The organism is Pseudomonas retamae, assembly GCF_043496865.1.
In the GTDB taxonomy this organism is placed as follows: Bacteria; Pseudomonadota; Gammaproteobacteria; order Pseudomonadales; family Pseudomonadaceae; genus Aquipseudomonas; species Aquipseudomonas retamae.
The window spans coordinates 620,087-632,736 of sequence record NZ_JBIEIL010000001.1; the positions used below are offsets into that span (position 1 = coordinate 620,087).

Genomic DNA, 12,650 nt, shown 5'->3' on the forward strand with positions numbered 1-12,650 from the left:
GATGGAACGTATTCCGATTCTTCAAATGGGCGATCTGCTGCTGGTGACCATTCAGGTCGACATGCATGACCAGCTCGCCCTGACCCTGCAGGACGATCTGTCCGAACGCATCAGTCGTACCTCGGCGCGCGGCGTGTTGATCGACATTTCCGCGCTGGACATGGTCGACTCGTTCATCGGGCGCATGATCGGCACGATTTCCGGTTTGTCGAAAATCATGGACGCCGAAACCGTGCTGGTCGGCATGCAACCGGCGGTGGCGATCACCCTCGTTGAGCTGGGCATGACCTTGCCCGGCGTCAGCACCGCGTTGAACGTCGAGCGTGGAATGAAACTGCTGCAGGATCGAGTGCGCCTGCAATGACCGTGCGCAGCAGTGGTACTCAACCCATTCTCATTGAACAGGACGTAGTGCTGGCCCGCCAGACCACGCGCAAGCTCGCCACTGAATGCGGCATGCGCCTGATCGACCTGACCAAACTGGTGACCGCCGTCAGCGAGCTGGCGCGTAACACCATGGTCTACGGCGGTGGCGGCGACATGGACTGGCAGATCCTCGAGGAAAACGGCCGGGTCGGCTTGCGTATCACCTTCCGCGACGAAGGCCCGGGCATCCCCGACATCAAACTGGCGATGACCGACGGCTGGACCTCCGGCAGTGGCCTGGGCCTTGGCCTGACCGGTGCCAAGCGGCTGGTCAATGAGTTCGAACTCGACACTGAGCCCGGCAAAGGCACGCGCATAACGATCACCCGATGGACATGAATATTGCCGGGTCGTTGACCCAGGTTTTGCCGATCGAGGACAGCAGCCAGATCGGCCACGCGCGGCGCACTGCGCAGAAACTCGCCGAACAGCATGGTTTCGATGAAAACGATGCTGGCCGTGTCGCGCTGGTAGCGACGGAACTGACCAGCAATGTGCTCAAGCACGCCCAGCGCGGTGAGTTTCACCTGCGGGTACTGGCGCGGCCGGGCAACGGCTTCGGCATTGAAATGCAGACGGTGGATCGGGCCCAGGGTTTTGATCTCGATGCGTGTCTGGCCGATGGCTTTTCCACCGGCGGCACACAAGGCATTGGTCTCGGGGCGGTATCTCGGCAGACCGACGCGTTCGATGTCTACGCTGACCACCGTGGCGCTGTGCTGTTGGCGCGGATCTTCCCACGCTGCGATCGGCAGGCGGATATCCGATATGGCGTCAGCCAGCATTCGCTGCATGCCGACCCTGCGTGCGGCGATGTCTGGCACCTGGCGTATGAAGGCTCGCGGATCAGCGCGCTGGTGATTGATGGCCTGGGTCATGGCGAAGACGCCGAACGTGCTGCTTTGGCTGGGGCCCGGGCGTTTGCCCGAGCGCCGTTTGCCGATCCGGTGAGGTTGATGGAAGATCTGCATCAGGACATGCTCGGCACGCGTGGCGGCGCTGTGGCGTTCGCCCAGTTCGACAGTCAGCGCGATGGCCTGACGTTCGCCGGTGTCGGTAATATCGGCGCCAGTCTGCTTGACCCGGAAAAATCGCGCGGCCTGGCCTCGCATCCTGGCATCGTCGGTGCTCAGTACCGAAAAGCCAAACCTTTTGACTATGCTCACGTGAACGGACATTTATTGATCATGTACAGCGACGGCTTACAGTCCCGTTGGAACCTCAAAGACTACCCCGGCCTGGTGCATCGCCATCCCGCCGTGATAGCCAGCGTCCTGCACCGCGACTTCTGTCGCGGTCGCGATGACGTCACGGTACTGGTCGTTGCGCTGGAGGCCAGCCATGGCTGAATCGACCGACTTGAGCCCTGCCGAACAGGCTGCCCTGATCGCCCAGTTGCAGCGCGAAACCACGGCGCTGCGCGAAGAACTCGATGAAACCAACCAGGGCGTGCTGGCGCTGTACGCCGAACTCGACACCCAGGCCGAAGAGCTGCGTCAGGCCTCGGATTTGAAAAGCCGTTTCCTGTCGTACATGAGCCACGAGTTCCGCACGCCGCTGGGTTCGATTCTGAGCATCAACAGCTTGCTGGCCGACGAACTCGACGGACCGCTCAGCCCGGAACAGCACAAGCAGGTGGCCTTCGTCAGTACGGCTGCCCGCGAACTGAGCGACATGGTCGATGACCTGCTCGATCTGGCGAAGATCGAGGCCGGGCGCATCAGCATTTCTCCCGCCTGGTTCGACATGTTCGACCTGTTCTCGGCCCTGCGCGGAATGTTCCGGCCGATCGTCGATGCCTCGGCAGTCGATCTGATTTTCGAAGAACCGCGTGGCCTGCCGCGCCTGTATACCGATGACAAGAAGCTTGGGCAGATTCTGCGCAACTTCATCTCCAACTCGCTGAAGTTCACCACCCGAGGTGAGGTGCGGGTGTCGGCGCGCATGGAAGGCGAAGACCGGATTCGTTTTGCCGTCAGCGATACCGGCATCGGCATAGCGCCGGAACTGCATGACGCCTTGTTCGAAGACTTTTCCCAAGTCGATTCGCCTTTGCAGAAACGCCTGCGCGGCACCGGTCTGGGCCTGTCACTGTGCAAGCGTTTCGCCGCGCTGCTGGGCGGCGAAGTCGGCATGCAGAGTACCCCGGGCGTCGGCTCGACGTTCTTTGTCATCATCCCGCTGGCGATCGCTCTGGAGAACGTCGATGAATCGTGACATCCGCCTGTTGATCGTCGATGACAACGCGGCCACCCGGTATGCCTTGCGCCGGCGCCTGGAGCGCCACGCTTACACGGTGCTGGAAGCCGGCACCGGCAGCGACGGGCTGGCCCTGATCGAGAGCGAAGCGCTCGATGCGTTGATCCTCGACGTCAACCTGCCGGACATGAGCGGTTTCGATATCGTTCGCCTGCTGCGTGCCGACCCGCGTACGGCGCTGCTGCCGGTGATTCATGTGTCGGCGGCATCGATCCAGACCGGCGACATCATCACCGGCCTCGACGCGGGCGCCGATGCCTATCTGATTCACCCGGTCGACCCCGACGTGCTGCTGGCCACGCTGCGCACCTTGCTGCGGGTGCGTGACACGGAAAATGCCTTGCGTGAGAGCGAGGCGCGCTTTCGCGAAATCTTCGCCAACGTCTCGGCGCCGATCGCGGTGCTCGATGCCAGCCTCAAAGTTCATGAATGTAACCATGCATTCGCCCAACTGATCGTCGACAATCGCGACCCGCAGGTCCTGCATGAATGCTTTGCCGAGGATCAATCGGCGATTCTCGACGAATTACGTCTGCGTCTGGTGGACGGCGAGCGCTGGAAAGGCACGCTGAACATGCGCGTGCAGGGTGAGATTCGCGAAACGCAGTGGCAGATCTCGCCTTATCGCACGCCAGAACTGAGCCTGGTGTTCGTCGAGGACGTCACCGAACACCGTCACCGTGAGCGCTCGCATCTGGCCCGGCTCGACGACACCACTACGCAACTGGCCAAGGAAGTCGCCGAGCGCGTGCGCGCCGAAGCGCAATTGCTGCAAGTGCAGAAAATGGATGCGCTGGGCAAGCTTACCGGCGGCATTGCCCATGACTTCAACAACCTGCTGACCGGGATCATCACCAGCCTGGAACTGATTCAGAAGCGCATTGCCGATGAGCGTCTGGACAAAGTCCAGTTCTATACCGAAGCGGCGCTGAGCTCAGCGATGAGCGCGGCCTCGCTGACCCATCGCCTGCTGGCGTTTGCCCGTCAGCAACCACTCGACACGCGGCCGGTGGACATCAATGAACACGTTCGCTCGCTGGAAGAGCTGCTGGTGCGCACCATCGGCGAGCGCATCACCCTCAAGCTGGAACTGACCAATAAACCGGCGATTGCCCTGGTCGATCCGGTGCAGCTGGAAAGCGCAGTGCTGAACCTGGTGATCAACGCCCGCGATGCCCTGCCCTCGGGCGGCAATATCTGGGTCAACACCTACGCTGCGTATTCCCATGGCGATCCGAATCTGGCCGATGGCGCGTATGTGGCCCTGTCGGTGCGGGACGACGGCACGGGCATCGAACACAACGTGATCGACAAGGTGTTTGAACCGTTCTTCACCACCAAACCGCTGGGTCAGGGCACCGGGCTGGGCCTGTCGACGATCTACGGTTTCGCCCGTCAGTCGGGCGGTGACGCGCACATTCGCAGCGTCGCCCGGCGTGGCACCGAAGTGACCATCATGCTCCCTGGCACCAACGACCCGACCGGTGCCGACGTCCCGGCGCCCTTGCCCGACGCCAAAGGCAGCGGCGAACACGTGCTGATCGTCGAGGACATGGCGACGGTGCGGTTGTTCGTCACCGAAGTGCTGGAAGATGCCGGTTATCGTTGCACGCAGGCGGTCGATGTTGAATCGGCGCTGGAGCGTTTGCAGAATGATCCGTCGATCCAGTTGCTGCTGACCGACGTCGGCCTGCCGCGCATGAGCGGCCGCGAACTGGCCGATGTCGCCCGTGGCTGGCGCGAAGGGTTGCCGATCCTGTTCATGACCGGCTACGCCGAAACCGCACTCAACCGCCAAGTGTTCCTTGGCACGGGCATGGACATGCTGGTCAAACCGTTCCAGATCAACGAGCTGCTCGACAAGGTTCGCCGCACGCTGGATGGTGCCTGAACTGACGCTATCGCTGGCAAGCCAGCTCCCACACAGTTTTGCAGTGGTGCAGGAATAGCCGACACACCCCTTTCCCTGTGGGAGCGAGCCTGCTCGCGAAGCGTTGTGTCAGCTGCAGATGAGTTGGCTGGACGGACGCGTTCGCGAGCAGGCTCGCTCCCACAGGGATTGCCGGCGTGCACCAATTTTCGGCAACACCAAGGATGACTGTGGGAGCTGGCTTGCCAGCGATGGCGCGAGTCCAAGCGCCGCCGTCATCGGTTCAAGGCACGTGCGAGAAACGCCGCCGTCTTGCTTTTCTTGCTGGCGGCGACTTTTGGCGGTGTGCCGGCGGCGACGATCCTGCCGCCCTGATCCCCCGCGCCCGGGCCGATGTCGATCACCCAGTCACTCTGCGCGACCACGCGCATTTCATGCTCGACCACAATCACTGTGTGCCCCGCCGTTACCAGCGTGTCCAGTTGCTCCAGCAGCCGATCGACATCGCGCGGGTGCAGTCCGGTGGTCGGTTCGTCGAGCACATACAAGGTCGCCCCGCGCTGATTGCGCTGCAATTCAGTGGCGAGTTTGATGCGTTGCGCTTCACCGCCCGATAACTCGGTGGCCGGCTGCCCGAGGCGCAGATAACCGAGGCCAATGTCGCGCAGCACTTCCAGGGAGCGGCGAATTGCCGGTTGCTCGGCAAACACCGTCACTGCTTCATCGACGGTCAATTGCAACACCTGAGCGATGCTCAAGCCTTGCCAGACAATCGCCAGGGTCTGCGGGTTGTAGCGCGCGCCATGACAGGTCGGGCACGGCGCATAAACGCTGGGCATGAACAGCAACTCGACACTGACAAACCCCTCGCCTTCACAAGTGGCGCAACGGCCCTTGGCGACGTTGAAGGAAAACTGCCCGGCGTCGTAACCCTCGGCGCGCGCCGCATCGGTGGCGGCAAACAGTTTGCGCACGTTGTCGAACAGCCCGGTATAGGTCGCCAGATTGGAGCGTGGCGTGCGGCCGATAGGCTTCTGATCGACTTGCACCAGACGCTTGATCGATTCCAGCCCCCCCGTGACCTGCCCACCGCTGACCTGCGGCGCATCGTCTTCGAGGCTGAGTTCTTCGGGTTCGGCGTCGACCGTCGGCCGGCCCAGTTGCGCACCGACCAGTTCGAGCAAGGCCTGGCTGACCAGACTCGATTTGCCGGAACCGGAGACGCCAGTCACCGAAGTGAAACAGCCCAAGGGAAATTCGGCATTGAGGTTGTTCAGGTTATTGCGGGTGATGCCCGCAAGTTTCAGCCACGCCGTGGGCTTACGCGCCTTGCGTGGCGGACGCTGCAATTCGCCAAACAGATAGGGCCGGGTCTGCGACGACTCGACCTCGGCCAGACCGGCCGGCGGGCCGCTGTACAACACTTGACCGCCCTTCTCGCCCGCCGCCGGGCCGACGTCGATCAGCCAGTCGGCGCGGCGCATGGTCTCGACATCATGCTCGACCACGAACAGCGTGTTGCCATCCGCCTTCAAGCGCTGCAAGGCCTCGAACAGCGCCTCGCCATCGGCTGGATGCAAACCGGCGGACGGCTCGTCGAGCACGTAAATCACCCCGAACAACTGCGAGCCCAACTGCGTTGCCAGGCGCAAGCGCTGCAACTCGCCGGACGACAGCGTCGGCGTACTGCGCTCCAGTGCCAGATAACCCAGGCCCAGATCGGTCAGGGTGCTGACTCGCTCCAGCAGATCTTCGGCGATGCGCTGTGCGGCAATACGTTTTTCCAGCGACAGGTTCGGCGTGTGACGCACATCCGGCGCGCTGGCGTGGCCGCTACCGCCGTGGGCCACGCGCTGCTGGCGGGCCTCGCGGGTTTGCGCATGGCTGAGGGTGGCGCTGCTTTCTTCAGCCTGCTCGAGATAATCCGCCGCCGCGACCGGGCGCAACACCTCTGCCACTTGCAGCAACGGCATCTGCGACAGCGCACCGATGTCATGCCCGGCAAACGTCACCGACAACGCCTCACGCTTCAGGCGCTTGCCTTCACACAACGGGCAGGGGCTGCCGAGCATGTACTGCGAAACGCGCTTTTTCATCAGCGCACTTTGCGAGTGGGTAAACGTGTGCAGGATGTAGCGACGGGCGCCGGTGAAGGTGCCTTGATAACTCGGTTCCATTTTGCGTTTGAGGGCGACACGAGTTTCTTCGGGGGTCAGCCCGGCGTACACCGGCACCGTCGGGGTCTCTTCGGTGAAGAGAATCCAGTCGCGCTGCTTTTTCGGCAGTTTCTTCCATGGAATATCCACATCGATACCCATCGTTACGAGAATGTCGCGCAGGTTCTGCCCCTGCCACGCCAACGGCCACGACGCCACAGCGCGCTGGCGGATGGTCAGGTTCGGATCCGGCACCATCAGCGCCTCGGTAACTTCGTAGACGCGACCGAGCCCGTGACATTCCGGGCAGGCACCCTGCGGGGTATTCGGCGAAAAATCCTCGGCGTACAACATCGGTTGCCCCGGCGGATAACTGCCGGCGCGCGAATAAAGCATGCGGATCAGGCTCGACAACGTGGTCACGCTGCCCACCGATGAACGCGTACTCGGCGTACCGCGCTGTTGCTGCAGCGCCACGGCAGGCGGCAGGCCTTCGATAGAGTCAACATCCGGCACGCCGACCTGATCGATCAGACGCCGCGCATAAGGCGCCACAGACTCGAAATAACGGCGCTGCGCCTCGGCGTACAGCGTCGAAAAGGCCAGCGATGACTTGCCCGAACCTGACACCCCGGTGAACACCACCAAGGCGTCGCGGGGAATATCGACGTCAACGTTTTTCAGGTTGTGTTCGCGGGCGCCGCGAACCCGGACCATGCCGGCGGGCGCTTTCGAGCTGCGTTTGGAAGTCATCGACCTGCCTTGCTGAAGAAGTGTGCAACGCTCAACTGCTGAGGACCGCGCGGATCGTCTGCAGCAGCGCTTGCGGACTGTACGGCTTGCCGAGCAGATGGGTGTCGGGACTGAGTTGATGATTACGCGAAATGATGTCGCGGGTGTGCCCGGACGTGAACAGCACCGCCACCGGTGGTGTCTGCACCTTGGCCCAGGCGAACAGATCGGAACTCTTGATCAGCCCGGGCATGACCACGTCAGTGAAAATCAGATCGACGTCGGTGCCTTCGAGCAATATCTGCATCGCCACATCGCCATTGCCGGCCGTGACCACACGATAACCTTCCTCGCGCAACAACTCGACCACCGAGGTGCGCACGGCATCGTTGTCCTCGACCACCAGAATCGTCTCGTTGCCGCCGCTCTGCTGGCGTTGCAGATTAGGTGATTCATCGAGGATCGGGCGCAGGCTGCGCGGAAAATACAACTGCACCCGCGTACCCTCGCCCATCTGGCTGTCGATTTCGACGTGACCGCCGCTCTGCTTGACGAAACCGAAGACCATGCTCAGGCCCAAACCAGTGCCCTGGCCATCGGCCTTGGTGGTGAAAAACGGCTCGAACACCTGCTCGAGAATGTCCGGCGGGATACCCGCGCCGCTGTCGCTGACCGCGACCCGCACGAAGTCACCGGGGCTGATGCCTTTACCGGCACAGAACGCACTGTCGAGCTGGACGTTGGAGGCACTGAGGCCGATCACGCCCTCGCCTTGCATGGCATCGCGGGCGTTAATCGCCAGGTTGAGGATGGCGTTTTCCAACTGGTTGCGGTCGACGTAGACATGCCACGGTGCTGGCGGCAGCTGCACATCGATCTGAATGGTTTCGCCGAGGGCGCGCTGGAGCAATTCACCGACGCCTTCGAAGATCTGCTGCGGATTGCACACCGCCGGCGACAACGGCTGGCGCCGGGCAAACGCCAGCAGTTGCGAAGACAGCTTGGCGCCGCGCTCGACCGCTGCCAGCGAAGCACCGACCCGGCGCTGCACATTGGCGTTGTCCGGCTCATGCCGTGCGAGCAGATGCAGATTGCCAGCGATCACTTGCAGCAGGTTATTGAAATCGTGAGCGACGCCGCCGGTCAATCCGCCGATCGATTCGAGCTTCTGCGACTGGCGCAACTGCTCTTCAGCCGCAAGCCGCGCCTCGACTTCTTCGGCTACACGTTGCTCGAGGTTGCGAGTGAATTTGAGCAGCGATTCTTCGGCGTTCTTGCGCTCATGAATATCGATCAGCACACCGGGGAAACGCAGCGGCGCGCCGTCTTCGTCGAATTCGCAAGCACCGCTGGCCAGCACCCATAGATAACTGCCATCGCCGCGCAACACACGATATTCGGCGTTATACGGCTCACCGGTCTGCACCGAATGGGCGACGCGTTCCTGGACCCAGGCGAGGTCATCGGGATGAATGCGTGAGTCGGCAATGTCCTGGGCCAGGTTGCTCAGGTCCTGGTCCGGCGGATAGGAGAAAGTCCGGGCGAAGCGCTCATCAGCCGAGAGTCGGTTGTTTTTGATATCCCAGACAAACGAGCCGAGCAACGCCCCGGCATTCAGCGCCAGGCGCACCCGTTCGTTATCGGCTCGGTAGGCATTCTCCGCTTCCTGACGCAGGCGTTCGGAAATCACCAGTTCGGTGGTTTCCACCACCATTGCCATCACGCCTGCGGGCGCGCCTTCATCATTGGCCACCGGGCTGTAATAGAGATCGAGCCAGACGTCTTCCGGGACGCGATCACGCAACAGCACCAGAAGTTTATTGCGGTAGGACAACGTGCCACCCGCCAGGCAGGTATCGACCACGTTGCGATTGAATTCGGCGACTTCCGGCCAGCCCAGTTCCACTGGCGCTCCGAGCAGATAAGGGTGACGACCGCCAGCGAACTGCGAATAGGCGTCGTTGTAGATCATGTAACCGGCACGGCCCCAAAGCATCACCATTGGCAGCGGCGAGGCCAGCATCAGTTGTACCGCGCTGCACAGACTGGCCGGCCAGCTGTGCAACGGGCCAAGCTCGGTAGGGCTCCAGTCGAACGCGCGGATGCGCTCGGCCATTTCGCCTTTCCAGCCGTCACAACCGTAGCTATCGGATAAAAACTGCATCGATTGACTCGGTGTCCTGTGGTGAATGCCCGATCTGTCGCGACGCCGGAACGACGCGACGCTCGTGTGTTTCGAGCGTCTTCGGTCGTATTGGTTTCATCAGAGATTAGCCGATTTGTTGGCGTGCAGCCGACTAGACGCCGATCAAGTGCTTGAGCGGGTGGTAGCCGGTTTTCATTTTCGCGGCGACGTCGAGAATGGCCTTCTCGATACCGTTCAGATGAGTACAGGTCAGTTCGATGGCAGCGCTCTGGTTGCCGGCCTCGATATGCTCGATCAGACGCAAATGCTCGTCGTCGCGGCAGACTTCGTGGCTGTCATCATCCAGTGCAGCGGCATACAGCGAGGCGCGGGAAATCAGCTTCTGAAACCAGTCGAGCAACACCGGGTTGTTCAGGCTGCGCGCCAGTTTGAGATGGAATTCACCCAGCAGGTAAATCAGCCGTTCATGATCGCCCGCCGCGTGGGCTTCGTCTTCGAGCAGCAGGTGCGCGCGCAGGTCCTGCATCGCCGCCGGGTCTTTGCGCCGGCACAGTTCGGTGACGATGCCAATCTCGATCAGACGGCGGGTTTCGAACAGCGAACGCAGCTCTTCGTTGCTCGGCAATGACACCGATGCGCCTTTGTTGGGCTCGGTGGTGACCAGCCCTTCCGCTTCCAGTTGCTTGAGCGCCGCGCGCACCGAGGTGCGGCTGACATTGAACAGCTCGGCCAGCGAGGCCTCGCCCAGTTTCATCCCCGGACGCAGCGAGCGCTTGCTGATTGCCTGATAAACCCCTTGATAGACGCGGTCGACCGTGGTCTCCGGTTTCTTGTCGGTCATACGAACACTCCTTTGGCGTCGGTTGGCCCGAGGCGCAGAATATCGACTTTGGCGTCAGGATACAGGGGTTTCGGTGGGGAGATGGCGGCGCGGCTGGTAGCGGCAGCTGGTGTTGATCGTTCCCACGCTCCGCGTGGGAATGCATCCCGTGACGCTCCGCGTCACAGTGGACGCAGAGCGTCCATGGCGGCATTCCCACGCAGAGCGTGGGAACGATCACCGGTACTGGCTCAATCGGTGCCGTATTTCGGCGAACGCGGGCCGTACAGCAGGCCTGCCGGGTGGCCGGCGGAGAGCAGACGATTGCTCGCCACACCGGCAATCGGGTAGCCGGCATCGGTGGAGCTGTTGATGATCTGCTTCACGGCGGCAGTGATCAGCATGCCGATCAGGCCGCCACCACCGTTGTTGCCACCCTCTTCGCTCGACGCGCGCGCCGTACCGGTCCACAGCGTCGTGCCGGTTTTCAGGTCGACCAGTTTCGCCGTCGCGGTCACTGCGGTTTCGCTGCTGATCACCATGTAGCGAGTGCCGTACTCGGTCACAGTGATGTACAGCGCTGCGTCCGCACCGAAGATTTCCTTCAGTTTGTTCGGCGGTGCCTGATGAATATCATCGGGTGTGGTCATGCCGTTCTGCCGGAAGGTTTCATCAACCAGGGTGATCGGCAGTACGTAATAACCGGCCTCAGCCAGCGGGAACGTCACTTGCGACAGCAGGCTGTAGGAAGCTTTCACGTCCGGCGAAGTATTGAGCGGCGGCAGGACCAGAATGGTTTTCGGGCGCGCCTGTTTGTACGCCGAGTAATCCACGGTTTTCGGCGCGACGCAGCCACCCAGCACGGTCAGTGCCAGACCGGCGAGCAGCCATTTGCAGGTACGCGCGATCATTGGCTGACTCCGGCCTTGGCGTTCTTGAGCAGAAAGTCCATGTACGTGCCGGACTCGGGAAACAGCGATTTTTCAGTATTGAACTGCTGCACCATCTGGTCGTCCTTACCCATGCTCAGATAGAGCAGGCCCAGATGCGCGTGGTAGCCCGGCGGTACGGCTTTGCCGGTCGAGCGGATTTTCTGCAGATCACGCTCCAGCGCTTCGGCCTGGGCTTCTTTCGGCTCCTCGCCTTTGAAGTACTCGTAGACCTGCGGCTCGTAGCCTTCCCACTGGTACAGGGTTTTCGGCCCGGCACAGCCGGCCAGCAGCGTGGTGGCAGCCAGAGTCAGCGCCAGCAACGGGCGCGACAGATTCGGTTTCATGGGTGTTGCTCCTTGCAATGGGCGTCGATCAGTTGCCCGGTTTCCAGGCACCGGCGTTCATGCCATCGACCAGGCGATTGATCGCCTCGCGCATGGCCAGATCCAGGACTTTGCCGTTGAGGGTGGAGTCGTAGGCAGCGGTGCCACCGAAGCCGATGATTTCGCGGTTGGACAAGGCGTACTCGCCGGCGCCCTGGGTCGAATAGACCACTTCAGAGGTGCTGATATTGACGATGTTCAGGTTGACCTTGGCGTAGGCGACCTGGGTCTTGCCGCGACCGAGAATGCCGAACAACTGGTGGTCGCCGGTTTCTTTGCGGCCGAACTCGGTGACATCACCGGTGACCACGTAATCGGCGCCTTTCAAGCGTTGGGCCTGGCCCTTGAGCGTGGCTTCCTGCTGGATTTCGCCCATGTTGTCGCGGTCCAGCACGCTGAAGCGGTTGGTCTGCTGCAGGTGAGTGATGAGGATGGTCTTGGCTTGACCGCCGAGACGGTCGACGCCATCGGAGAAGATGCCGCGCATGTAGCTGGAGCGATTATCGAATTTGCCTACGGCCATTGGCACGCGAACGCCGGTCCAGACCTGAGTGGCGCTTTCGACTTTGGCCACCGGCAACGCGCGGGAGCTTTCCGTGGCGCAGCCAGACAGCGTGGTGGCCAGCGTGCCAAGCACGGCGATCGCAACGCCTGAAACCAACATCCGGGAGATCATTCTCACTGAGTATTTCCTTCTTGAAAAACGGGGTGTCCCGGCACGGCAAAGCACTGGACAGCGGAAAAAGGCCGGCATTATGACAAAGTGCCATCATTGATGACAGGATTTTTTTGGCGTCAAGAAACAGGCTGGAAATTCAGGCTCACTAACACAGATTTTGGGGTGATCGTTCCCACGCTCTGCGTGGGAATGCAGCCATGGACGCTCCGCGTCCACTGTGACGCAGAGCGTCACGGGAGGCGTTACC

Annotated in this window: 11 protein-coding genes; 5 read left to right on the plus strand and 6 right to left on the minus strand. The window is 61.8% G+C overall.

The window, feature by feature from the left end; all coding sequences use genetic code 11:
• The first annotated feature begins 1 nt into the window (after position 1).
• Genes ACGSLL_RS02550 through ACGSLL_RS02570 form a run of 5 tightly spaced genes read left to right on the plus strand, consistent with a single transcriptional unit; the run spans position 2 to position 4,576 of the window.
• Positions 2-364 (plus strand): STAS domain-containing protein, encoded by a 363-nt coding sequence (locus ACGSLL_RS02550; protein ID WP_090283199.1) that lies wholly within the window; start codon positions 2-4, stop codon positions 362-364.
• Positions 361-765: an anti-sigma regulatory factor gene (locus tag ACGSLL_RS02555; protein WP_016774465.1), complete on the plus strand. Its 405-nt coding sequence runs from the start codon at positions 361-363 to the stop codon at positions 763-765. The genes ACGSLL_RS02550 and ACGSLL_RS02555 overlap by 4 nt, the downstream gene beginning before the upstream one ends.
• Positions 762-1,775, plus strand: coding sequence for an ATP-binding protein (locus ACGSLL_RS02560; protein WP_394503092.1), 1,014 nt, complete (start codon positions 762-764; stop codon positions 1,773-1,775). Before ACGSLL_RS02555 ends, ACGSLL_RS02560 begins: the two co-directional genes overlap by 4 nt.
• Positions 1,768-2,643, plus strand: coding sequence for a sensor histidine kinase (locus ACGSLL_RS02565; protein ID WP_394502834.1), 876 nt, complete (start codon positions 1,768-1,770; stop codon positions 2,641-2,643). Before ACGSLL_RS02560 ends, ACGSLL_RS02565 begins: the two co-directional genes overlap by 8 nt.
• Positions 2,633-4,576 carry a response regulator gene (locus ACGSLL_RS02570; RefSeq protein WP_394502836.1) on the plus strand — a complete coding sequence of 648 codons (1,944 nt, stop codon included), beginning with the start codon at positions 2,633-2,635 and terminating at the stop codon, positions 4,574-4,576. The genes ACGSLL_RS02565 and ACGSLL_RS02570 overlap by 11 nt, the downstream gene beginning before the upstream one ends.
• Positions 4,577-4,830: 254 nt before the next feature.
• Here ACGSLL_RS02570 and ACGSLL_RS02575 read toward each other — a convergent pair whose 3' ends face one another.
• The 6 genes from ACGSLL_RS02575 to ACGSLL_RS02600 form a co-directional block, all read right to left on the minus strand.
• Entirely contained in the window at positions 4,831-7,464 is a 2,634-nt protein-coding gene (locus ACGSLL_RS02575; protein WP_394502838.1) for an excinuclease ABC subunit UvrA, read from the minus strand.
• Between the two features lie 31 nt (positions 7,465-7,495).
• Entirely contained in the window at positions 7,496-9,607 is a 2,112-nt protein-coding gene (locus ACGSLL_RS02580) for a hybrid sensor histidine kinase/response regulator (RefSeq protein ID WP_394502840.1), read from the minus strand.
• Positions 9,608-9,740: 133 nt separating this feature from the next.
• Positions 9,741-10,430: a GntR family transcriptional regulator gene (locus ACGSLL_RS02585; RefSeq protein WP_090283193.1), complete on the minus strand. Its 690-nt coding sequence runs from the start codon at positions 10,428-10,430 to the stop codon at positions 9,741-9,743.
• Between the two features lie 230 nt (positions 10,431-10,660).
• A complete protein-coding gene (locus tag ACGSLL_RS02590) occupies positions 10,661-11,320 on the minus strand; it encodes a DUF799 domain-containing protein (RefSeq protein ID WP_394502843.1) in 660 nt (219 codons plus the stop codon).
• Positions 11,317-11,685 (minus strand): DUF4810 domain-containing protein, encoded by a 369-nt coding sequence (locus ACGSLL_RS02595; RefSeq protein ID WP_394502845.1) that lies wholly within the window; start codon positions 11,683-11,685, stop codon positions 11,317-11,319. Before ACGSLL_RS02595 ends, ACGSLL_RS02590 begins: the two co-directional genes overlap by 4 nt.
• A gap of 28 nt (positions 11,686-11,713) precedes the next feature.
• A complete protein-coding gene (locus ACGSLL_RS02600) occupies positions 11,714-12,400 on the minus strand; it encodes a CsgG/HfaB family protein (protein WP_394503094.1) in 687 nt (228 codons plus the stop codon).
• Positions 12,401-12,650 lie beyond the last annotated feature (250 nt).

Bases quoted from the DNA above. Each gene is read 5' to 3' on its own strand.
- ACGSLL_RS02550 (WP_090283199.1), top strand. From the start codon at position 2: ATGGAACGTATTCCGATTCTTCAAATGGGCGATCTGCTGCTGGTGACC.
- ACGSLL_RS02555 (WP_016774465.1), top strand. From the start codon at position 361: ATGACCGTGCGCAGCAGTGGTACTCAACCCATTCTCATTGAACAGGAC.
- ACGSLL_RS02560 (WP_394503092.1), top strand. From the start codon at position 762: ATGAATATTGCCGGGTCGTTGACCCAGGTTTTGCCGATCGAGGACAGC.
- ACGSLL_RS02565 (WP_394502834.1), top strand. From the start codon at position 1,768: ATGGCTGAATCGACCGACTTGAGCCCTGCCGAACAGGCTGCCCTGATC.
- ACGSLL_RS02570 (WP_394502836.1), top strand. From the start codon at position 2,633: ATGAATCGTGACATCCGCCTGTTGATCGTCGATGACAACGCGGCCACC.
- ACGSLL_RS02575 (WP_394502838.1), bottom strand. From the start codon at position 7,464: ATGACTTCCAAACGCAGCTCGAAAGCGCCCGCCGGCATGGTCCGGGTT.
- ACGSLL_RS02580 (WP_394502840.1), bottom strand. From the start codon at position 9,607: ATGCAGTTTTTATCCGATAGCTACGGTTGTGACGGCTGGAAAGGCGAA.
- ACGSLL_RS02585 (WP_090283193.1), bottom strand. From the start codon at position 10,430: ATGACCGACAAGAAACCGGAGACCACGGTCGACCGCGTCTATCAAGGG.
- ACGSLL_RS02590 (WP_394502843.1), bottom strand. From the start codon at position 11,320: ATGATCGCGCGTACCTGCAAATGGCTGCTCGCCGGTCTGGCACTGACC.
- ACGSLL_RS02595 (WP_394502845.1), bottom strand. From the start codon at position 11,685: ATGAAACCGAATCTGTCGCGCCCGTTGCTGGCGCTGACTCTGGCTGCC.
- ACGSLL_RS02600 (WP_394503094.1), bottom strand. From the start codon at position 12,400: ATGATCTCCCGGATGTTGGTTTCAGGCGTTGCGATCGCCGTGCTTGGC.